The 21,838-nt window shown below is 31.6% G+C and carries 19 protein-coding genes and 4 pseudogenes; 17 read left to right on the top strand and 6 right to left on the bottom strand.

The window, feature by feature from the left end; genetic code table 11:
- Positions 1-100: 100 nt before the first annotated feature.
- From QM843_RS01390 to QM843_RS01380, 3 genes and pseudogenes are all read right to left on the bottom strand, one after another.
- Positions 101-399 (bottom strand): annotated as a pseudogene (locus QM843_RS01390) (transposase); the annotation flags it as partial.
- Positions 400-736: 337 nt separating this feature from the next.
- Positions 737-2,596, bottom strand: coding sequence for an AAA family ATPase (locus QM843_RS01385; RefSeq protein WP_024056653.1), 1,860 nt, complete (start codon positions 2,594-2,596; stop codon positions 737-739).
- 3 nt (positions 2,597-2,599) lie between these two features.
- On the bottom strand, positions 2,600-3,466 hold the full coding sequence (locus tag QM843_RS01380; protein WP_261019455.1) for an HNH endonuclease: 867 nt from the start codon (positions 3,464-3,466) through the stop codon (positions 2,600-2,602).
- Between the two features lie 535 nt (positions 3,467-4,001).
- On the opposite strand from QM843_RS01380, the gene QM843_RS01375 reads away from it, so the two are divergent.
- The 3 genes and pseudogenes from QM843_RS01375 (at position 4,002) to QM843_RS01365 (ending at position 6,588) form a co-directional block, all read left to right on the top strand.
- Complete coding sequence (locus tag QM843_RS01375) at positions 4,002-4,361, top strand: SAG1252 family conjugative relaxosome accessory protein (protein WP_000529546.1); 360 nt, start codon at positions 4,002-4,004, stop codon at positions 4,359-4,361.
- 9 nt (positions 4,362-4,370) lie between these two features.
- Positions 4,371-4,736, top strand: coding sequence for a MobC family plasmid mobilization relaxosome protein (locus tag QM843_RS01370; protein ID WP_414304706.1), 366 nt, complete (start codon positions 4,371-4,373; stop codon positions 4,734-4,736).
- Positions 4,723-6,588 (top strand): annotated as a pseudogene (locus QM843_RS01365) (SAG1250 family conjugative relaxase). The gene QM843_RS01370 and the pseudogene QM843_RS01365 overlap by 14 nt, the downstream one beginning before the upstream one ends.
- Before the next feature lie 335 nt (positions 6,589-6,923).
- Here the strand turns inward: QM843_RS01365 and QM843_RS01360 are convergent.
- Both QM843_RS01360 and QM843_RS01355 read right to left on the bottom strand, forming a co-directional pair.
- Positions 6,924-8,279, bottom strand: a complete 1,356-nt coding sequence (locus QM843_RS01360) for a sensor histidine kinase (protein ID WP_078238648.1) — start codon at positions 8,277-8,279, stop codon at positions 6,924-6,926.
- Between the two features lie 19 nt (positions 8,280-8,298).
- Positions 8,299-8,997 carry a response regulator transcription factor gene (locus tag QM843_RS01355; protein ID WP_414304707.1) on the bottom strand — a complete coding sequence of 233 codons (699 nt, stop codon included), beginning with the start codon at positions 8,995-8,997 and terminating at the stop codon, positions 8,299-8,301.
- A 196-nt stretch (positions 8,998-9,193) separates the two neighbouring features.
- Between QM843_RS01355 and QM843_RS01350 the strand changes: the two genes are divergently transcribed.
- The 14 genes and pseudogenes from QM843_RS01350 to QM843_RS01285 all read left to right on the top strand — a co-directional run bounded on the left by QM843_RS01350 (position 9,194) and on the right by QM843_RS01285 (position 21,667).
- Positions 9,194-9,349 (top strand): lacticin 481 family lantibiotic, encoded by a 156-nt coding sequence (locus tag QM843_RS01350; RefSeq protein ID WP_033685037.1) that lies wholly within the window; start codon positions 9,194-9,196, stop codon positions 9,347-9,349.
- A 27-nt stretch (positions 9,350-9,376) separates the two neighbouring features.
- Complete coding sequence (locus QM843_RS01345; RefSeq protein WP_033685035.1) at positions 9,377-9,532, top strand: lacticin 481 family lantibiotic; 156 nt, start codon at positions 9,377-9,379, stop codon at positions 9,530-9,532.
- A gap of 399 nt (positions 9,533-9,931) precedes the next feature.
- On the top strand, positions 9,932-10,096 hold the full coding sequence (locus tag QM843_RS01340) for a lacticin 481 family lantibiotic (protein ID WP_080713125.1): 165 nt from the start codon (positions 9,932-9,934) through the stop codon (positions 10,094-10,096).
- 18 nt (positions 10,097-10,114) lie between these two features.
- Positions 10,115-12,895 (top strand): type 2 lanthipeptide synthetase LanM family protein, encoded by a 2,781-nt coding sequence (locus QM843_RS01335; protein ID WP_414304708.1) that lies wholly within the window; start codon positions 10,115-10,117, stop codon positions 12,893-12,895.
- Positions 12,896-12,917: 22 nt separating this feature from the next.
- A complete protein-coding gene (locus QM843_RS01330; RefSeq protein WP_414304709.1) occupies positions 12,918-14,990 on the top strand; it encodes a cysteine peptidase family C39 domain-containing protein in 2,073 nt (690 codons plus the stop codon).
- Between the two features lie 113 nt (positions 14,991-15,103).
- Positions 15,104-16,012, top strand: a complete 909-nt coding sequence (locus QM843_RS01325) for an ABC transporter ATP-binding protein (protein ID WP_024056645.1) — start codon at positions 15,104-15,106, stop codon at positions 16,010-16,012.
- 1 nt (position 16,013) lies between these two features.
- On the top strand, positions 16,014-16,757 hold the full coding sequence (locus QM843_RS01320; protein ID WP_033685031.1) for an ABC transporter permease: 744 nt from the start codon (positions 16,014-16,016) through the stop codon (positions 16,755-16,757).
- A gap of 1 nt (position 16,758) precedes the next feature.
- On the top strand, positions 16,759-17,490 hold the full coding sequence (locus QM843_RS01315; RefSeq protein ID WP_024056643.1) for an ABC transporter permease: 732 nt from the start codon (positions 16,759-16,761) through the stop codon (positions 17,488-17,490).
- 206 nt (positions 17,491-17,696) lie between these two features.
- Positions 17,697-17,846, top strand: a pseudogene (locus QM843_RS01310) (helix-turn-helix transcriptional regulator); the annotation flags it as partial.
- Positions 17,835-17,996, top strand: a pseudogene (locus QM843_RS01305) (hypothetical protein); the annotation flags it as partial. The pseudogenes QM843_RS01310 and QM843_RS01305, both read left to right, overlap by 12 nt.
- Positions 17,997-18,149: 153 nt before the next feature.
- Complete coding sequence (locus QM843_RS01300; protein ID WP_414304710.1) at positions 18,150-20,351, top strand: ABC transporter permease; 2,202 nt, start codon at positions 18,150-18,152, stop codon at positions 20,349-20,351.
- Between the two features lie 4 nt (positions 20,352-20,355).
- On the top strand, positions 20,356-21,012 hold the full coding sequence (locus tag QM843_RS01295) for an ABC transporter ATP-binding protein (RefSeq protein ID WP_024056640.1): 657 nt from the start codon (positions 20,356-20,358) through the stop codon (positions 21,010-21,012).
- 68 nt (positions 21,013-21,080) lie between these two features.
- Positions 21,081-21,245: a hypothetical protein gene (locus QM843_RS01290; protein ID WP_236616750.1), complete on the top strand. Its 165-nt coding sequence runs from the start codon at positions 21,081-21,083 to the stop codon at positions 21,243-21,245.
- A gap of 260 nt (positions 21,246-21,505) precedes the next feature.
- Positions 21,506-21,667 (top strand): HAD family hydrolase, encoded by a 162-nt coding sequence (locus QM843_RS01285; protein ID WP_024056639.1) that lies wholly within the window; start codon positions 21,506-21,508, stop codon positions 21,665-21,667.
- Positions 21,668-21,743: 76 nt separating this feature from the next.
- Here QM843_RS01285 and QM843_RS01280 read toward each other — a convergent pair.
- The coding region (locus QM843_RS01280) for an IS3 family transposase (protein ID WP_414261305.1) at positions 21,744-21,838 on the bottom strand (95 nt) is incomplete at its 5' end.

Raw genomic sequence — 21,838 nt, 5'->3', positions numbered from 1 at the left:
TACAAATTTATTAGAAAATCAAGATTTCATAGAATTAGCACGAAAAATTTCAATTTTAGAATTATATTCTCTAATGATTTTGAATCGTTTTTTTTTATAGTCAATTAGTTTTAAAAAAGCGCTCCAAACATTCAAAAATATTTGGGACTTCCCTTAATAAATCCGTCACTTTCTTTTTCAAGATAGCCCAAGCTTGCTCAATAGGATTCAAATCTGGTGAATAAGGCGGTAGGAGTAAGAAAAAGTGTTATCTTGGATGCAGAGTTCATCCAAGATGTTCTTGGGATGAAAACTAGCATTGTCCATGACAATAACATGAAATGTCTTCAAAGCAGGCAGGAGTTGCGTTTTGAACCACTCCACAAAGAAGTCACTCGTCAAGCTTTCCTTGTAAACCATAGCATCCTTATCTAAAATAAAGGACTATATGCTATTAATCTCGACTAGACACGAGCGAATACTAGAGAACTTCATGACCTAATAGTGAACAGTCTCGTTGATAATGCACTATAGTTGGAACTGTCAGTTATTTTTGAGTGTATTCAAAAATCTATTAACAAGATTGAACTTACGTCATTTTTAGATGGATGATAAGGCTTCAGCAGCTAGCATCCGTCAAGAATAATTGTTTGGAGAGAGAAGTCAGGTAGGAGAGGAGAATCTACTTAAACTTAGGTAAGATTAATCTAATAGCAATAATTACCTTTGTGTGAAACAACGTATTAAGTTAAGGTGGTTATAATTTACTTTTCAGAAGTTCACGTTCTTCGTTTGATAGATTAGAAATTATAGATTCAATTTTTTTATCAGAAGATGACACTTTTTCAGATACCATTTGATTGAGTTTGTCACGTATTATTGGTTCATTGATATTTTGTATCTCAATTTTAATTTTTTCAATGACTATTGGGGAAATAGTTTGTTGATTGAGTATATTTATAATTTTATTTAATTTACTTTGTGCAAAGCTACCATAGATATCGTTTATTTCCATTGATTCGTATACTATTCTCTGTATGTTTTTAGAGAATGTATTAATTTGTTTTGTCGTTACTTTACCTAACTTTTCTTCTAAATAAAGCACATTTCTATTTTTAATATCAGATAATATAAATGGAGAATGGGTGGAAATTATAAATTGGAAAGTTGGATTTTTGTATAAAGGATTTTCAAAATCTGCAAAATAACTACAGCATAAAGTTAATAGTTGTATAATTCTGCTAGACCAAGAAGGATGAAAAGATTCATCAATCTCGTCAATTAAAATTATATGATTTCCAATTTCCGCTGTTGATATTAGTTCAATCAATTGAGCTAATAATCTAATTAAACTTTCTTCTCCTGTGGATGAAAGTTCATGTAAATTTATAAATAAATTATTTTCAGTGAATATAATTATACCATTAGGGTTTGTGGTGTTACAATTCAATATTTTTTGATAACTCTTGAGAAAATCTGTAATTACTATATGCTCTGGAGCACAATCAAGAATAAATGAATTATTATTAATTTCAATTTGTTCGGAAGCATTCCACAAAAATTGGATGGTCTCCAATGAAAAATTAATGAAATCTGTAATTTGGTAATTATTGTACTCATCAATTTTTGTGGGTTCTCTTTTAAAATAAGCTTTTAAGAAGTTGGAACTATCATTAATTTCTAGATTTAAATCATTTATTTGGATAATATTCAAATCGAAAGTTAAATATTTCTTTATTTGTGATAATAGTATTTTTTCAATATCTTTATTCCAAAAATGATAAACTTCTTTTAAGATAAGCATTAAATTTATAAAAAAAGCGACTATTTGATTTATAAATCGACTTAATACATAATTTTTTTTATTATTTGAGAAATCATTAATTAATTCAATAATGCTTTCCTCATAAATGTTTTTCTCAACTAATAAGGTTTGTAGGTTTTCAAAAGACCAGTGCGAAACTCTATATTTTAAAATTTTGTTATCATTAATAAAATCATTTACTTTTAAAAATCTAAATGCTCTAATTGTATTGTAATCAGAAGGAGTGGAAAATAATTTTCTAGTGATTAATTTATTACCAAATAAAGTATCAACGAAATCATCATTTTCATTGAAACTATATTGATAATACTTTTTGAAAAAATAGTTTATATTTCCTTGAGGATACTTATCAACAATTGAATATTCATCTCCTTGTTTTTTGAAAAAAAGACTTCTTGTGCTTCCAATAAGGAGTCCATCATCAATTCTTATAGTTATATCATTGAATATTATTTGTTTAATTTTACTACTATGATTATTAAATTCAATAAAAATAGATTCATCTAATTCATAAATAATAAAATATTCATATTTACTTAAAAATTCCTTGCGTTCTGAAAATTTAAATCCTAGAAAGTTTAATAGGGATGTTTTACCAACACCATTTATACCGATAATTGCAGTAATATTTGTAATATTTTCTCCATAAAAATTAGCGATATATTCTGGATTTTTATTAATTGTTATCGTCTCATTCCAATCATAATTTACAATGTACTCGTCTGAGAAATTAAATATTTGATTGCAAATAAAATTCTCGTAATCACGAAATATTAAACCCAGTAGCTTCATTTTTTACCTCTCGAAATAGCCTAATTCAGAATATATATCAGAAATTAATTTTGATAAGGGTCTTTTGTTGTAATCTTTTTCAGTAGTATATACACCAGTATATAATCTATCAATGTCATTTTTAGATAATGAGAGAATACTACAAATTTCATTTAAATAGAATTCAGGTATGAAAATTTGTTTTAATAATACATCCTGAACCAAGTCGGTATGTATTTGGTATAATTCATTTAAATCTAATAAAGCATAGTCATGAGAAAAAGAATCATGAGTTTTAGCCCTAATCACAATAGAATGATGATTATATAAAAAATCCCCATTTTTTGGCATCCAACTAAAAGTAATTCTATTATCAGTTGAAACTTTATGATTGTATGGAGATAAATGAAAAATTTTAGTACCTTTATTTCTATTACAACTTGGACAAGATGGAATTAAATTATAGAACGAAGCGGCAAAAATAGGGAATTCTGATTTGTACCAAAAGTGGTCTAATTCACAGGTGTTTTTATTATCGGAAGAGTTCATAAAATTCCGATTACAATAAGGACATACCGACAAATTAGTTATAGATAGAATTTTTTTCCGTCTAGCGGGCTTACTTATAGCTTTATATACATTACCAATTAGATAATCTTTAATTGATAGCGATTTATTTCCTTTAATTTTTTTATTGCTTTTTATACTGTACTGGTAATCTAAATTGATGATTGTCGAATCTTCAATTAGTTTTTCTATTTCATCATGGGAAAGTAACATAATGTCTAAAAATGGTTTGTCAGATATACTTTTGTTTAAAACTTTTTGCAATACGGGGGCAACATGTTTTGAACACCACTTGTTTAAGTTTATTCGGTATTTTGCTTTCATGTTCATATAAATATCGTTACAAAGATATTTGACTTCATTGCTATTTATTTTAGAAATAGTTATCAATTATTATCACTCCTGTCATTTACTTGAATAATATTATACAGTATTATTTTTGAAATATAAAACATATTGCAGAAGTTTCTTATGAAAATTTAGTAATTTTAGAGATTGTTGCTGTCTAAATTATTAATGTTTGTGTTTTAATTTATGATTTTATAAATAACGTAGTCTACATATTGTATATCCTGTGATACCTTTTCCAAATCTTCCCTGTTATCCTAATATCATTCATAGAAAATCAATTTTTGATTTTCTATGGGGGTTTGGGGCGGAGCCACCAAGTTATCTTATCGTTGGCTGTCAAAACTGGAAGGTTTTGGTCGGTTGGCGATATGATTTTTGGGATATTGTGGACACAATATCTGAGCTCGCAAAGACCGAACAAGAAGCAAGTGAGGTCTTTAGGAAGCGTACTGACAATGTGAGGTAGACTTACACTGTCAGACAAGTAGAATGTTGAAGGGATATCAGAATGGGACAAGAAATTAAGTCAATCAGAAAGCAATTTAGAATCACGAGACAAGAAGAAAAACAGATAAAAGAAATGATGAGGGAACAAAAAATGGATAGTTTCTCAGAATTTCTTCGTCAGAATTTATTGAAAAAGAATTATCAGGATAGAATTTTTGAAAGTTGGTTCTCCCTTTGGCAGTCTCAAAAGTTTGAACAGATTAGTCGAGATGTGTATAAAGTTCTGGTTATCGCAAGAGAAAATCATCAAGTGACGCAAGAGCACGTCTCAATCTTATTGACTTGCGTTCAAGAATTGATTGCAGAAGTGAATCAAGTGCAGCCACTCAGTCGTGAGTTCCGTGAAAAATATATGGGTTAGGAGGATGTAATGGTTTATCGCTATCGTACTAATCTCAAAAAAGTATTTCTAACTGATCCAGAATTACACCAATTGAATGAACGGATTGCTAAGAGCAATTGTCAAAATTTCTCAGTCTATGCCAGAAAAGTTTTACTTAATCCCAATATGTCATTTGTCATGATTAACACTGATACTTATGACCAGTTAGTTTTTGAATTGAGACGGATTGGAAATAACATAAATCAAATTGCGCGTGCGATTAATCAAAGCCATCTGATTTCTCAGGACCAATTACAAGAATTGAGTAAAGGAGTCGGAGAGTTAATTAAGGAAGTGGACAAAGAATTTCAAGTGGAGGTGAAAAGACTGAAGGAGTTTCATGGTAGTTACTAAACACTTTGCGACGCACGGAAAAAAATATCGTAGGCGTTTAATTAAGTATATTCTCAACCCTGATAAAACGGACAATTTGAAATTGGTATCTGATTTTGGCATGAGCAATTACTTGGACTTCCCTAGTCATGCAGAAATGGTAGAGATGTACAATGTCAACTTCACCAATAATGACAAGTTGTACGAATCCAGAAACGACCGACAAGAAAAACACCAACAAACTATTCATGCTCATCACCTCATTCAATCATTTTCTCCTGAAGATAATCTGACACCTGAAGAAATTAACCGCATTGGTTATGAGACCATGATGGAATTGACAGGAGGTCGTTTTAAGTTTATCGTAGCAACTCATACAGACAAAGATCATGTTCATAATCACATCATAATCAACGCTATTGACCGCAATTCAGATAAAAAGTTGATATGGAACTATGCCTTGGAACGAAACCTCCGTATGATTTCAGACCGTATTTCTAAAGTGGCTGGGGCGAAAATTATTGAGAAGAGTTTTTCTTACCGTGACTATCAAAAATATAGGCAGTCTAGTCATAAATTTGAATTGAAACAACGTCTTTATTTTTTGTTGCAGCAATCTAAATCGTTTGATGATTTTTTAGAGAAAGCAAAGCAGTTGCATGTTCAGATTGATTTTAGTCAAAAGCATAGTCGATTCATGATGACGGATCGAGCAATGACAAAACCAATTCGAGGACGCCAACTCAGCAAACGAGATCTATATGATGAAGAATTATTTAGAATGCATTTTGCTAAGCAAGAGATTGAAAGTCGTTTAGAATTTTTGTTGAACCGTGTCAATTCTTTAGAAGATTTAATAACAAAAGCCAAAGAATTGAATCTAACCATTGACTTAAAACAAAAAAATGTAACTTTTATCCTGGAAGAAGAGAATCAAAAGATAAGTTTGGGTCATCAAAAAATAAGTGATAAGAAATTATATGACGTCAAATTTTTTCAAGATTATTTTAAAAATAAGGAAGTCGTTGCTTCAGAAGGATTAGAGAATTTAAAGGAACAGTACCATGCTTTCCAAGAAGAACGAGATAAGGATAAAGTATCCACTGAAGAGATTGAGGAAGCCTTTGAGACATTTACGGAAAAACGAGATACCGTTCGTGAATTTGAAGTGGAACTTGCAGAGAAGCAAATAGAGAAGCTAGTTGATGAGGGCATTTATATCAAAGTGTCTTTTGGTATTAAGCAGAGTGGTCTCATTTTCATTCCCAATTATCAATTAGATATTCTGGAAGAATAGAATCAAACAAAATATAAAATCTTTATACGTGAGACAACTTCATACTTTGTATATAACAAAGAACATTCGGATAAGAATCAGTATGTCAAAGGACGAACCTTGATAAGACAGCTAACCAACGATAGTCGAGTAATACCATACAGAAGACCTACAGTTAAGAGTCTACAGGAAAAGATTACTGAGATTAACCTCTTCATTGAATTAACTGAAGCAGATAAGAAATACCAAGACATTAAAGACGAGTTAGTAAAAGAAATAGCAGAGATAGATATAAAACTAAATCAAATTAATGAAAAAATCGCCAACTTAAATAAGATGGCGGAAGTGCTTATCAATTTGAAGAGCGAGGATGTGAGCAGTCGAAAGCTTGCAAGACATGACTTTTCAAAACTAAACTTGACAGAATCAACTTCATTAGAACAAGTGACTGAAGAAATAAGAGCATTGCAAGAGGAACTAGGGCACCATATTGGTGAGTATGAGAGACTCATAAAAAGATTAGAAACATTTGTAAAAATGTTGAATACTGGTAAAGGCTTTAATCAAAAGTTTGATACGGAGATTTCATTACAGTAATAGAAATGCTGGCAATGTAACTATCTCGACATTTTAAATTTATTTTATAGATATTTAAGGACAAATAATATATTTATTATCGTCAATTTATAATGATAATGCTGAATTAATTCAGGCTACCAGAGAGAAAGGACAGCGAGTGAGTTGTCCATGCAGGACTTAACTTGTTCTGCCCATGAGGTCATTATCTTTGAGGTTGCCAATAATCTATTGTTTAGAGATGTCAAAAACGGTAAGAATATGCAAGACCTCATCGCAGCATTATTATTCTGTGGCGATTTTAAAATAAAAATAGAACTTATAAAATCTGTATAGAAAACAGTTGCCTTTTCAAGTTAATTAACAGTGTCTAAAGTTATAGTTGTTTGGAAGTATTCACCCAGTTGACTGGTGATAACCATATCACCATGATGCAAATCAACGATTTGCTTAGTAATTTTCAATCCTATACCACTTCTACGAACACCAGAAATATCAAAGCTAAATTCTTCAATTTTATTAATGTTGTTAAGTCTGTTGGGAGAGGCCCCTATTCCGTTATCGCGTACGGTAATTGAAAATGTATTATTTGATAGATGCTTAAGAATGATTTGAATATCGCATCCAGAAGGATTATGAAGCACAGAATTATAAATCAGATTATGAATAATTCTCGATATCAAAGATTTTTCGACGTACGTTTTTTGATTAAACAAACCGTCGTCAGAAGTGAATTCAAAATTGAAGTCATGCCAAATCTCTTGATTAATAATTTGGATAATAATCTCCTTAAAAAATGGAACGATGTATACAATTTCTCGATTTAATATCAGATTACCATTTGTTAATCGGGCAAATATATTTAAATCATTAAGAAGGTTTTGGATATAATGACTTTCAACTAGGGTAGGCTTTAGATACTTAAGTAATAGATCATTATCAGTTTTTTCAATCGCTAGGGATGTGTTTGATACAATTACTGAAAGTGGTGTTTTGATATCATGTGCAATTCCAGAAATCCAATTTTCCTTAAATTCTTCATTTTCACGAAGTTTTTGATTGGCTGAGTTAATAGCAAGTGTTAATTTATCTAGTTCCTGTACAGATTTAACTTGTGTGTTTCCTCCATTTGGTAGTTTTACAATTGCGTTAATAATCGGTTTAATATTTCGATTTAGGAAGGTAACACTGTAGATATATAAAAATAAACAGAACAATATGTTAGCAAAAATCATTGATACAATAATGATTGGAAAAATTTGAATTCGATTCAAATCAAAATAATTATTACCATAGCGAATAATACTATCTTTTGGAAATGCAATAATATAGATATCGTTATCATTGTCTTTTATTTGAGTAAATACAGGATAGTCTTTTAAGTAGAACCTAGAGAAACGAACAACATCTGCAAAATTAAATTGATTAGCTATATCTTTGGGTTTGTCAATATTGAATTTTTCTTTGCCACTGTTCTTATCAATAATCATCATCCATAAATTATTTTCATCAATTAATTGTTTGGCTATCGGACTGACAACATAATTTCCATTAGTTAAAACAATTTCAGACGACACTGTTTCGATGATGTTTGATGCAGATTGTTGGCTACGAATATAATTTGCTGCAGTAACTAAAAGTATTACATCAACTATGATGATAAAAATAAACGATAGAATAAACTTTAGTATATTTTTTTTGAAAACATTCATGGGTTATACCTTAAATTATCTAAATAACAAGTTTATATCCAAGTCCTTTGACAGTAATTAGGTGATTAGGCTTAGAGGGGGTAAGTTCTATCTTTTCTCGGATATTTCGAATATGTACCATTAGAGATTTCTCATATCCAAAGCTCTCAAGTCCCCAAATTGTATCACAAATTGTTTCAGTAGAGACTATGTAATTTTTATTAGCATATAATTTTCGAAGAACTTGAATTTCTGTAGGTGTTAGCGATAGATTTTGACCACTTTTCTTAACACTGGCATTGTTCAAGTCAATGATACAGTCAGTTAGTTCAATGAGTTCAGATTCATCTTTATAAGCTCTTCTTAACAGTGCAATAATACGATACGTTAAAGATTTAGGTAAGAAGGGCTTTGTAACGTAGTCGTCTCCTCCCGAATTAAGTCCTCTAATTTCATCGTCAGGATTATTTTTAGCAGTCAAAAATAGAATTGGAATATCTGAGATTTTTCTCACATATTGAGAGAGTAAATAGCCTTCTCCGTCTGGGAGCATGACATCTAAAATAATTAGATCAATATGGGATACCGAAAAAACATCAATTCCTTCACTAATACTATAAGCGCGACTAATATTTTTAAAACCACGACTCACAAGTACCTCTTTAATTGATTCACTTAACGCTGTATCATCATCCACAATCAATATGTGTTTATTTAATAATTGTGCTTCAAAACTCATGTTTTCACCTCCAAAAGTTTACTTAATTATACCATAAATAAAGCTATTAGATAAAAGGTGAACATTTCATATTCGATAATCTTAAAGATAAATTTATGTTTTCTTTATCCAAGCTTTAAGATGCCATTGTAAGATAAACTTGTAACAAAGAAGATATCTAGATTGCCGATATTTAAAATAGAAAGAGGTAAATACTATGAAAAAAGAATATGAACTAATGAACACAATTCAGGAAATAAGTCTTGAAGAGTTAGACCAAATTATTGGTGCGGGTAAGAACGGGGTATTTAAAACCATTTCACATGAATGTCACATGAATTCGTTCCAATTCTTCTTTACATGTTGTTCATAAAGATTTTATAGAAAAGAGGTAGCTGTCATGAAAAAAGAATATGAACTAATGAATACGATTCAGGAAGTAAGTCTTGATGAATTAGAGCAAATTATTGGTGCTGGAAAGAATGGAGTATTTAAAACTATTTCGCATGAATGTCACATGAATTCATTCCAATTCTTCTTTACATGTTGCTCATAATATTGTGCGATTAGGTATCTTTGAAGTTACTCAAAAGAGGGTATTCCTCTTAAAAATTACAGACAGACCCAAGAACTATTTGAGGTTTGTCTTTTCTTTTGTCTATTCTGTAGATATAGTGAGAATGTATAGTTTTTGAATAAAGCTTGGAGTCAGGGGGAGAATTCGCTAAAAAATAGAAAAGGATAGATAAAGTAGTTCTTGATTTTTACTAATTTATAGTGAATGAGAGGATATGAATTGGTAGATATTAGATATAGTACTCTATTTGATTTGTATAGATTATAAATTTATTTTAAATTAATTTTTTCTTAAAGTTATCTTTAAGTAACAGTATTAAAATCATCGTATAGGGAACATAATTATTAAGTGCCTAATATAAGAAAGAGGTTAAATGTTATGAGAATTAATAAAGAAATGTGTTGTGAGGCAGTAAATGTATTGCAAGAGATTCAAATTGATGAATTAGATATACTTTTAGGAGGCGGCAAGGGGCACGGTGTTAATACAATTTCTGCAGAATGTCGTTGGAACAGTTTACAAGCCATTTTTACATGTTGTTAGTCGCGGGAGGATAGTAGTATGAATGAGAAAGAAATTCTATATAGCCAATTTGACAGCTTTCCAAAAGTATTTATTGAAAAATATTTTCCAGAATTACTACTAGAGAATAGTGATATTATCAAAGATATTGAGAAAAAAATTTCTGATTATTACAGACCAACGCTAATCTATTTAATCAATGAAAAAAGAATTGAAGAAAGCTTGGTAGGTTCCTCATCGGAGATACGTTATGATTATTTTAATAATGTCCTATGTAAGAAAGGAATAATATTAGATGAAATTGAGCAACGTTTCTCGGATATAAATCATCGTGTTATACTCAGCATCCAGAAATACTTAGACTTAATGGAATATGTGAAAAATAGATTTATTGAAGATTTTTCAGAATTAGTAGATCAAGATTACATTAGTAGTAACTCCCTAATTCCTAATATAGATGCTATTAAGCTTAAAGTGACAGGAGATATTCATAACGGTAACGGGGTGTGTATTGTAACTTATCAGGAGCAAAAAGTTGTTTTTAAAAAGAAATCATCTAAACCAAATCTTCTTTTGAATCTTTTAGATGCTAGAGTTAGTGCTTATTTGGGCAAAAAAATCCATTTTATTCCTCAATTTTTGGATAAAGAAGAATATTTTTGGGAAAAATTTATAATTAGCAGACCATTAAATTCAAAAAAAGAAGCCGAAGAGTTTTATCGTAGAGTAGGTTACCTATTAGCATATTCCTATATTCTAAATATCTCAGACTTACACTTTGAAAATTTGATATCTGCAAATATTACTCCAACTCTTGTAGATGTTGAAACAATCTTCTCTATAACACCTTTTGACACGATAGCGAACAACGAAGCGACCTTCCAAATTATAGAGAACAGTAGAAATTCAGTACTTTCAACAGGTCTTCTTCCCATTGCTGAAGCAGATAAGATTTTCGGTGGAGATACTAGTGGAGTTCTTGGTGGAACTCTTATTGGCGAAGCTAAGATTGTTGTGAATTATAATCGAGATGATGTGCATGTTGAGAAGAAAAAATATCAGATTAAAAATCAAGATCATTTGCCTTATTTTCTTAATTCTATGGGAGAGAAAAATTATCTTAATGCGGCAGAATATATTGATTTCATTAAAGAAGGATTCAGAGAATTAGGTTATTTTTTTGTGAAGGAAAAGAAATATCTTGAAAAACTTTACTTGACTCATAGTGATATTCAAACTCGAATTTTGTTTCGGAATACTAGAGACTATAGTCTAATTCGACAACTAATTATTTCGCCAGTATACTGTAATCAATCACAGATACTATTTGAAAAAATGGCTAATAAATTACATGAGTATGATAGTCATACATTAGTCCAATCAGAGGAGAAGCAGTTATTAAATATGGATATTCCTTATTTTTATGTGAATATTAATAGTTGTAACATTAGAGATGGAGAGACAATTATTTGGAAACTAGGGACTTCTGCGTTAAGTGTAGTGATTAAAAAGCTAGAGAATCTAAATGAGGAGTTAATTGAAGAACAAATTAATTTAATAGAATTCTCAATAAAAACTACACAAGCATTGTATAGTACAGAACTTCAAGAGGAGTATCGAAAATATGAACGCCCCAGTAATGATGAAGAGGTATTATACACAGGAATTAATACGTTGGTTGATATTATTTTGAATGATGAGAGATATTCCTTCGGAGATAATAGTACAAACTGGCTCACTTTGAAAGTTACAGATTATGATGCCTTTGAATTAGTTCCAATGGATGATTCAGTGTACGAAGGGTTGGCTGGCATAGGTATTGCTTTATCTGAAGCTTATGACTTAGTTGATTCTTTGAGACAAAAAAAAATTATTGCTTGCTTGAAACGAATTTTTTCTACTTTATTAAATTCTTATTCTAAAATACAAAACACATCCTATTTCGTTGGGAAATTAGGCATTATCTCGGCTATTTTTAGAATTGGTTTAATTACAGACCAGAAACTCCCAAGCTATATGTCAGATATTATAGATAGTTATTGTTTAAACATAGATGTATCTCAAGCAGACTTTTTATCAAGTTTCCCAAATGAAATTACTGCGTTTAGAAATACAGATACTACGATAGAAAATCTATCTCAATCGCTTAATAAACTTAAAGAGCTAGGTATTTATGATGAAAATTACATTTGTTGGAACCGATTAGAAGTGAATAATGTTAGTCTTGCACATGGGAATTTAGGTGTTGAGATAGCATTGCTTTTGTTGGCTGGTCAATTGAGAAGCACTGATGCCTTAGATTTATTTAACAAGGCTAGAAATTTTGATAATCGCCAGAAGATTGATAAGGGGTGGGTTGATAAAAGGAATAACGAGACAAGTGCAAATTGGTGCCACGGTTCGACGGGAGTATTAGTTGCAAGGTTAGCACAGCTACAATTAGATGATAGATATAAGATTTTATCCGATTCTGAGCGTGAAGAATTGAAGAAGGATGTGGAACATGCGGCAGAACAAATTGTTGAAATTGGTTTTGATATGACTAATTTTTCCCTTTGTCACGGAACTAGTGGAAATTTACTGGCTCTTAGTTATTATATGAATTATTTGGGAAATGACGAGTCCAAAAAATTCAAAAGCATTTTAGATAGAGAATATAAAAAATTGCATGCATTTGGTTTAGAAAAAGGTTGGATGTGTAGTTTTAATACAAAGTATAATGTCTATGGTCTAATGACAGGAATTCCAGGTGTTCTATTTTCTACAGCAAAATATTTAAAAGAAGACAGTTCGCTTGACATTCTTATTCCTAATTTATAAGGGATAGAGAGGAAGAAGTACGATGAAGATTATTTTACAAAACAATGAAGAAGATTGTCTTTTGGCCTGTTATACTATGTTGTTGAACGACTTAGGGCACAGAGTTCCACTATATGAAGTTTATGATAGAGATTCATTGCCAGCAGATGGGCTAAGTGTATCTTATCTGTTGACTCTAAATGATAGATTTGGAGTAACCATAAATGCCTATCATGCCTCAATTGACGAGTTACTAAAAGTCTATCAAAAAACTAAGCAAAGAATGATTATCCATTGGAATAATGATCATTTTGTGGTTCTTGAAAAAATTACATCTGAGCAAGTTTTAATTGTAGATCCAGCTATTGGACAAGTAAGATACCGTAAAAGTGAGTTTATGGAGCATTATTCCGAAACAATGATTATGGTAAACAAAGGTAGTGATTTTAAATCACAAAAATACAACTCAATCTTTTGGAAGTATTTCAAGAAAACTCTTCAAATGAAACCAATTGCGTTATTTATGCTATCTTTGCTATTTATCCAAACAAGTGTATTATTGTTTTCAATAATTTTGCGACAAATGCTAGCAGATGATTTCAAGTTTAGTGTTAGTTTACTTTTATTAGGTATCGTTCTTATTTTTCAATTGTTAGGATATTTCATCAAAAATGGTGCTTTAGATAGATATAATAAAGATTTTGATGATTATTATAGTAGGGAATTATTTGGAAGGCTGTTACAAAAGCCATTGTTATATTTTCGAAATCATCTAAGTGGGGGAATTTCTGAAAAAATTAATTTTAAATCGACATTAAGAGATAATGTTACATTAAAAATTATTCCGTCATTTATAAGTCTTATTTCTGTTATTGTAATTTTTATCTATTTAATAACTATTTCAGTAAAATTAACCTTGATTTTAGTCGTAATGATTGCTATATATAGTGTGTTTTCTATAGTGCTATATTATAAGCAAAATGAATATAATCAGACCTATCTACAATATCTAATTGATTTCAATTCTGAACTACAGACTGATTTGGAGGATATAGACTATATTAAGATAATGAGAAAAGAAGATAATGTCTTCAATTCTTGGATGACAGTTAACAATCAAGTTACAACTAAATATTCGCAAATATTGAAAATTGAAAATTTGTCTCAACTGCTTGGAACTATATTTAACTACATTAGTTTATCATCAATAATAGTTATAGCAGTTTATTATAATGATTACATTAAGGTCTCGCTCCCGGATTTACTTGTATATCAGACTAGTATTTCAATATTGATTTCTGCAATTGAACAGGTAAAAGGAGCTGTTTTTGAAATACTTCGATTAGGGGTTTATGCTGAAAAACAAAGTGATTTGTTCAAAGATACGTTACCAATTACTGTACCGAGTGAAGACTCAAAGGATTATCTAATTCAAACTAATAAATTGAATTTTTCGTATGGCAGCAAACCAATCTATGATGATGTGAATCTGACAATTAAAAAAGGAGAAAAAATCGCTATTGTCGGGAAGTCGGGTAGTGGAAAATCTACACTATTGTTATTATTAGCGGGAATGCTACGCTATAGTGGTTCTCTAAAATACGGAATTAAGGAGTTTGAGAATTACCTGAGTGTAGTATTGCAAAACATGACGTTAAGAAAAGGAAGTATTTTAGAAAATTTGGAATGGATATCTGATGACTTATCTCCACTTTATCAGATATTGAATGATACGACAGCTGATGAGGTTATTTCTCAGTTGCCAAATAAAATACATTCTAAGCTATTGAAGCAGGGGAAGAATCTATCAGGTGGGCAGATTCAAAAATTACTTATTGCTAAATCTTTGATAAAAAAAGATGGAATTATTTTTTGGGATGAAGCTTTTAGTAATTTGGATGAACATAGTAAAAATAGAATCTATGAGAATGTACTACGAAGTACTAGATATTCAGATAAAACAATGTTGATGGTTAGTCATCATTTAGACATTGTTAATTTTGTTGATTACATCATTTTCATTGATAGTGAAACGGGGGAAGTAATCAAAGATAGCCATGAGAACCTTATGAAAAGGAATTCAAACTACGAGAACTTTATTCGTTCGAAAGTTTAAGGGAAAATTTCCTCTTTCTTAATGTTACCTTTAACTGGCAGAGATATAATTTATAGTATAAACAAGAGAAGGGAAAGTCTTTAAGACCAAGACTTACGAGAGGTAATATAGGAATGAAAAATATTATTGAATTACGTAAATTGTCAAAAGTTTACAAAGATGTTACTACGGTAGACTTAGAAAAAATCACAGTCCGAGAGGGAGAAATCTACGGTTTTCTTGGACCAAACGGTGCAGGAAAGACAACAACTATGAAAATGGTACTGTCTTTAGTAACGCCTACTTCTGGAGAGATTTTAGTTCATGGTCAGAACATCAAAAAAGATAAGACTTATTTAAACCAAATCGGTTCAATGATTGAAGAGCCCTCCTACTATCCTAATTTGACAGGTTATGAAAATCTACTTGTTTTTCAAAAAATGGTAGGATTTAAGGAAAGTAATATTTATCCGACTTTGGAGTTGGTAGGTTTGGCCGAAGAAAAGAATAGAAAAAAACTTGTTAAAGATTATTCTCTCGGTATGAAGCAAAGACTGGCACTTGCTTTCGCATTGGTGAAGAAACCGCGAATTCTATTGCTTGACGAACCAACCAATGGTCTTGATCCAGCTGGTATTCATGAAATTCGTGAATTGATTGTGAAGTTGGCGAAAGAAGAAGGGCTAACAGTATTTATTTCTAGTCATATCCTTCCGGAGATTGAGCATATTGCAGACAGAGTAGGGATTATTAATCACGGGCGCCTTGTTTATGAAGGAGAAATTGAAGCAATTAAATCTAACACATGGATTGAGATTGGTGGAGATTTTTCACAGAACAACATTGTTCAAAGTTTGATTGAGTTCGGTTCGGTAGAAGTATTGGACGCATCCGCAAGTCATATCAAATTAAGCAATATTAATAATGATAAACTAGCTGATATGATCAGTTATTTAACGGAAAATGGATATCGAATTTTTCGGGTAGTTAGAGAAAGTGAGACACTAGAGGACATTTTCTTAGATTTAACAAAGGAGGTATAAAATGTCAGGTATTTACATTGAATGGTTAAAAAGCAGGCGAACAAAATCTTTTTCCATAGTTGCTATCTTAATAGTCGTTGCTACGCTTTGGAATATCGCTACATTCTCATCTGCATTTTCACATCCAGAGTTAAAAACTGTAGGAACACTTTTTAGCAATCAAAATGTCAATCTTCTTATGTTTCCCATTGCAGTCTGTGTATTTGCAGCTCGCATTGTTGGAAATGAGCGTGAGGGGCAAACATTTAGGTTACAAGCTGCAAACGGTCAACATTTTCTAACTATTTTTAATCACAAACTCCTATTTATGATGATTTTCTTTAGCATCATGTCGGTAGTAGAAGTTACTGCTATTTATTTTTTTGGAAAACAGGTAGGTATCTCAATTCCCTTCTCAATTATTGGACTTCAGTTTGTTGGACAACTACTTGCAATATTTTCTCTGATTTGTATCTATTTAACCCTAGCAATGCTCTTGGAAAGGCAAGGTATATTATTAGCGTTAGGTCTGTTAGGTGGTTTTTTGGGAATTGTTTTAAACCCAAGAAGCAATGGTTTTGGTAGTTTACTCAATCCTATAACAGGTTTCGGTAGTTTAGCACCTTATAAGTACCAGTTCCTTGGAAATGGAGTATTTACATATATTTTTGACGAACAACTACTATGGAAACTAGTAGTTTATGTATTCTATTGTGCATTATTATATGGTTTGGCTAATATCATTTTGAAAAAGAGAGGAAACTAAGATGGGAAGTTATTTTTTAGCAGAATGGAAAAAAACGCGAAAGACTCAACTTTTATTGATCGGAATTGCCTTTCTGATTTTTTCTAGTTTTATTGGACTGGGAATCTATTTTGCTAGTCGAGAGGTATTAGTTGATGGGACGCAATCCCTTGTTTTATGGGGGCAGTTGACTTTTTATAACAGCACCTTGCTCTATCCCCCTATGCTAGCTATCATTACAGGACTGTTGATTATGCCTGAGTTTGAAAGGAAAACTCTTGATATGTTGAAGGTGAATCAAGTATCAATGGGGAAATTGTATTTTGGGAAATTGCTATGTAGTTTCATCATAATTTTGCCAGTTCAATTAATTCTGTTCCTTATTTTTATTATAGCAACTAAGGTTGATGGAATTACGTTAGATCTGAGTTTGCAAACTTATTTCAAATGGTTGTTCTTAGCAGTTCTAGCATCTTTTCCAATAATTACTCTTCAATCCTATGTAACTGTAAAAACTAGAAATTTCAGTAAAAGTGTGGGATTAGCAACTATTGGGAGCATGTTTAATTTTGTCCTCATCTTTATTAATGAAGACTTAACAAAATTTTTTCCATATTCTCAACCGATGATTGCGCTTCGTAGTCGGTCACTAGCGGATATGTCATTAAACGATATGATTATCTTTCTAGCAGTGAATATATTTTATAGTTTTGTTTTTTATAAATTTACTGTAGGGGCTTTGGAAAAAAGATAAACAATATTGATATATAGTGCACTATTTAAAATTGAGTATCATCAGTCAGAAAAATTGAATTAAAGCTATATAGGTTATTCTGTGTAAAATGTAGATGTAGATGTAGATCTATATTTATATTCTAATTAATAATCTTCTTATGCCAATTTGGTATAAAATCTAAGATTCGTTCAAAACTTAACTATAATTTTCTTAGAAGTAAACGAATGTATAGGCGTGTCAGGGATCTTAGAGAAGATTATGATTATACGCAAGAGTATCTTGCTAAATATTTATCATGTAGTCAGTCGGCATATTCTAAAATCGAATCTGGTCAACGCCAGATTTCGATTTATTACTTGATTAAACTCTCAAGTGAGGAACTCCTAACAGCCTACAAGGAGGTCAAAGAGAAACATGACCAGATTCAGGAGTTTGAAGTTGTCCTAGCCGAGTATCAGATTGATAAGGTGGTTAAGGAAGGTCTTTTCATCAAGATGAATTACGGCGTCAAAAAAGACGGCTTGGAGCTATTCAAATCTTCAGTCTAGTGTTTACGAACACTCAGCAACTGCTAACAAGGCATTCTCAGGCTGGGAATTCCCTGGAGTAGAAGCACATGTTTCTAAATTCATTGGAACTGTACAGCTGAATGTTACTGGAATTGTAGGTAAGTACTTATGACATACAAAAACATATTATTAGGTAAAATGAGATACTTAATCCTGTTTTTGATTGCCATCCAGAGTGTCTTACTTGCTCTGGTAGCAATTTTTTTAACAGGTTTACAGTATCAACAGTCATGGCAGAGTTATGATCATCATTCCGGGACCGTAACAGTTTATCTTCAGAAGTTAACAGAAGAGCAATCACAAGATGTATTTAATTATTTTTTAGAACAGAGTGACTTGTCCATATGGACAAAACGTTCTGAAAGTAGTGATACAGGAGAAGGTCTAAATAGGATTTATATAGACATCCTTGGTAGCTCTGCTGGTTTTTCAGATTTTGAAAGTACGGGTAAAATAGTAGTCTCACAACAACAATTTGCAGATTTATTATCTCATAGTGATAATAGTATGACTATTGGACTTGACAAAGGCTCAAATAATATGCTTTACGAGCTTCCAGATTTATTATTTAGCACACCTGTAGTCATTGAACGATTAGATTATACTTTCCAAAACACTAATACGATTAATCGTGTATACCATATCAATGGTCTACACGATGCTGTCTCAAGAGATAACTTTCTGTTACATCTTTCAAAGATGTCAGGTATTTCTGTTGAGGATTTGACAAAAGAAAGTTTTGGAAGTAGTACTGATCAGGGAATTTGGGGAATAATACTTGCTATCATCATCTTAGTAAATGCCTTCATTTTACTGATTCTATTCTTAATCTGTGTTCTTCAATCCTTCAAACATTTCGGAACATTGATTCTTTTAGGATGGGATAGAAAAGAATTATGGTCTGCTTTTTTCAAAAATTCTTTACTATTTTCAATATACATTATTCCAATTATCTCTTTATGTAGTTGGTTGTTGTCAGGCTGGCCTAGTTTTGGTTTATCATCGTTTATTCTAGTTTTTGCTGGAGTCAGCCTCTCAGTCTTGTTGCTACTATTGATATTCATTATTCCAACGATTATTGTTTATTCGGTTTCTCCATTAGCCGCAATTCATAAACGATTACCAATGAAGCCTTTAATGGTAACCTGCTTGTTATTCTATACCTTGGTAGCTGGTTTGTTAATCGCAGTCAGTTACTCTTTAGATACTCCAATGAATCAGTTTATTGATAATATAAAAGTATCTAGGGAGTGGAGAAATGTTGAAGATATGTACGTTATATCCAGCTTTGTTGAGGGAAATGATGTAGGTACATATGCAGGAACTACAAATTCCCTTGAGCGTAGTATGTATAACTTTTACCAGCGTATATCTGAGCTTCCAGGTGTCTATATTGCCAAAGGACAATTTCTTAATCAGGAGTCCCTTGATGCAGTCTATGGGACATACCAGCATATCCCTAAAAAACCATTTTGGTATTTGAAATTCTCCTATAATTACCTGCAAGACCTAGGTATTCCCCTAAGTGATGAAGAGTTGCTAGAGATGAGGAATGGTACTCGACTTTATCTTCTACCTAACACGCTCAATACAGAAGAACTTGAGGTGATGAAGGCGTATTTACAGGAAAGTGTCACTGTAAAACCGGGAGATTTACAAACTAATTTCACAGAAAATCAGAAATTTATATTCAAGGTTTACCAACCGTCTCGACCAATATTTACTTGGTCAGATTCCATTTCTTATGGTACAACTAGTGAGAATCCAGTTATTTTTGTCTCAACACCAGAGAATTTATATTTCATGGAGTCGGCAAACTTAGTTGTCAGTGGCTATAATGGTCTTTTGAAGATTCGTGATAGGGAAACGATGGAACAGGTAGTGTCCGTTTTAGAAACAGAATTTCCAGATTTAACGGATAATCGGTTGAGTTTTACAACTGTCAAGAACTTTATCAATGGTCTTCAAAAAGATCTGAGTTACACATTTTATCTTTTCGGCACGATTATAGCGATTATCATCATTACGATGATGGCTATTTTCTGGAGTTTTGTCTTAATGTACCGCTTGTTATTTGAAGAAAAATTGTATGGCCAATACTTTATGGGATTCTCACCATGGAAAAGATATATTGGTGTGCTTTCTCTCATTATTAGTTTTTCTGTGATGGAACTAATCGTTTCTATCTTTGTGGGTTCTAAGTTGGGAATAGTCATGACACTAGCTACATTTGCTTTTCAGATAATGCTTCTTTACTTCAGTTTGTTCCGTAAAGAAGGGGAGAGTATCATACAATCATTTAAGGAGTAATCTCATGTCTAGAATTTCAGTACAAAATGTATCAAAACAATTTGGTTCAAGAGAAATTTTCAAAGACTTAAGCTTTGATATTGAGGAAAATGAATTTGTAGCTTTAGTAGGACCTTCTGGTTCTGGAAAATCGACTATCCTCAATATGATTGGGCTATTGGATACTGTTGACAGTGGTAAAATCCTAATCAACGGAAAAGTTTTGCCTAAGGTAAATTCGCAATCAGCAGTTCATTATCGAAGGAATGTCATCAACTATCTTTTTCAATCCAATGCACTCATTTCTACATCTAGTGTGAAAGATAACCTGATGCTTGCCATGACTTTTTCGAATTTCTCTAGACAGGAGAAAGAGCAGAGAATCAAGGAAACGCTAGAATTTGTTGGTCTACAAAATCGGTTAAATAGTAAAATCAATGAATTATCGGGAGGTGAACAGCAGAGAATTGCGATTGTGAGAGCTATTTTAAAGCCCGGAGATATTGTCCTAGCAGATGAACCAACTGGATCGTTAGATTCTGAAATGTCTCAAAAAGCATTCGATTTGATTCGAACTTTGAGAGATCAATTCGGTAAAACAATTTTGGTTGTTACGCATAACATGGAGCAAGCACGGCAATGTGATAGGATCATTTCACTGGAGTCGGTTCTTGTAAATTAACTCAACCATTATTAGAACTTGATACGGTTACTTTTGATTATGGAATATCGAAGGTGGAGAGTTTAAACATGAAAAAATTTACATACGATGTTATAAAACAGTCAAGTTTGTCTAATCGTTTGGAGTTAAAAATACATGTACTGGTTGAAAATCATATTGATGATGTCATTTGTCTGCATATCATTGCTAGTAATAAATTATTAGATATGGTTATTTTGAGGAAGATATTGTGAAAGTCAAAGATGATTATGAAGTTGAGTGGGATTTGTTAGAATTTCAAAAATTTAGAGCATTTTTGGCTTAGTAATATGTGTTGAAGACTCAAAATCTATGGTAAAAAGTAGCTTTGAAAACGTATTACCTCCAAAGACTTAGTTAAATAATGATTTAACACAAAAAGAAATTATTGAAGTTCTGGAAAGATGTTGTTTCAGTATAGAAATAAGTCTTGAAAAACTGGATTTGAAGAATTATTTTGATTATATTGTTTCGGATGACAATTGCTATTGAAGATTCGTACTCAGGGATACAGGAATCAACTAGTGCTGGTATTGCTACTATTGGATATTACGATAACCAATTGCCTTTATTTAATGCTAAGGCTGGAAGTATGCAAGAAGTGTTGAACGTAATTCAATCACAACATGAGTTTTAAAACGTCTAGACGTACTTAGAAAAATAAAAAAAGCGATATAGCAATTGTACTGACCCCAAAAAGTTAGACAATTAATTTAAGCAAAGGATTTAGTTCTGTATTGTACAGGGCTAAGTCCTTTTAGTTTTACCTTAATTCGTTTGTTGTTGTAGTAATCAATATAGTCTACAA

This window comes from Streptococcus mitis (assembly GCF_047463435.1).
Lineage (GTDB): Bacteria > Bacillota > Bacilli > Lactobacillales > Streptococcaceae > Streptococcus > Streptococcus mitis_DS.
Note: the sequence above shows the minus strand (reverse complement) of the source record. Positions and strands in the feature narration are given on the sequence as shown.

Bases quoted from the DNA above. Each gene is read 5' to 3' on its own strand.
- QM843_RS01380 (WP_261019455.1), bottom strand. From the start codon at position 3,466: ATGAAAGCAAAATACCGAATAAACTTAAACAAGTGGTGTTCAAAACAT.
- QM843_RS01285 (WP_024056639.1), top strand. From the start codon at position 21,506: ATGACAATTGCTATTGAAGATTCGTACTCAGGGATACAGGAATCAACT.
- QM843_RS01330 (WP_414304709.1), top strand. From the start codon at position 12,918: ATGAAGATTATTTTACAAAACAATGAAGAAGATTGTCTTTTGGCCTGT.
- QM843_RS01355 (WP_414304707.1), bottom strand. From the start codon at position 8,997: ATGAGTTTTGAAGCACAATTATTAAATAAACACATATTGATTGTGGAT.
- QM843_RS01315 (WP_024056643.1), top strand. From the start codon at position 16,759: ATGGGAAGTTATTTTTTAGCAGAATGGAAAAAAACGCGAAAGACTCAA.
- QM843_RS01290 (WP_236616750.1), top strand. From the start codon at position 21,081: ATGAAAAAATTTACATACGATGTTATAAAACAGTCAAGTTTGTCTAAT.
- QM843_RS01340 (WP_080713125.1), top strand. From the start codon at position 9,932: ATGAGAATTAATAAAGAAATGTGTTGTGAGGCAGTAAATGTATTGCAA.
- QM843_RS01295 (WP_024056640.1), top strand. From the start codon at position 20,356: ATGTCTAGAATTTCAGTACAAAATGTATCAAAACAATTTGGTTCAAGA.
- QM843_RS01300 (WP_414304710.1), top strand. From the start codon at position 18,150: ATGACATACAAAAACATATTATTAGGTAAAATGAGATACTTAATCCTG.
- QM843_RS01385 (WP_024056653.1), bottom strand. From the start codon at position 2,596: ATGAAGCTACTGGGTTTAATATTTCGTGATTACGAGAATTTTATTTGC.
- QM843_RS01320 (WP_033685031.1), top strand. From the start codon at position 16,014: ATGTCAGGTATTTACATTGAATGGTTAAAAAGCAGGCGAACAAAATCT.
- QM843_RS01375 (WP_000529546.1), top strand. From the start codon at position 4,002: ATGGGACAAGAAATTAAGTCAATCAGAAAGCAATTTAGAATCACGAGA.
- QM843_RS01370 (WP_414304706.1), top strand. From the start codon at position 4,371: ATGGTTTATCGCTATCGTACTAATCTCAAAAAAGTATTTCTAACTGAT.
- QM843_RS01350 (WP_033685037.1), top strand. From the start codon at position 9,194: ATGAAAAAAGAATATGAACTAATGAACACAATTCAGGAAATAAGTCTT.
- QM843_RS01360 (WP_078238648.1), bottom strand. From the start codon at position 8,279: ATGAATGTTTTCAAAAAAAATATACTAAAGTTTATTCTATCGTTTATT.
- QM843_RS01345 (WP_033685035.1), top strand. From the start codon at position 9,377: ATGAAAAAAGAATATGAACTAATGAATACGATTCAGGAAGTAAGTCTT.
- QM843_RS01335 (WP_414304708.1), top strand. From the start codon at position 10,115: ATGAATGAGAAAGAAATTCTATATAGCCAATTTGACAGCTTTCCAAAA.
- QM843_RS01325 (WP_024056645.1), top strand. From the start codon at position 15,104: ATGAAAAATATTATTGAATTACGTAAATTGTCAAAAGTTTACAAAGAT.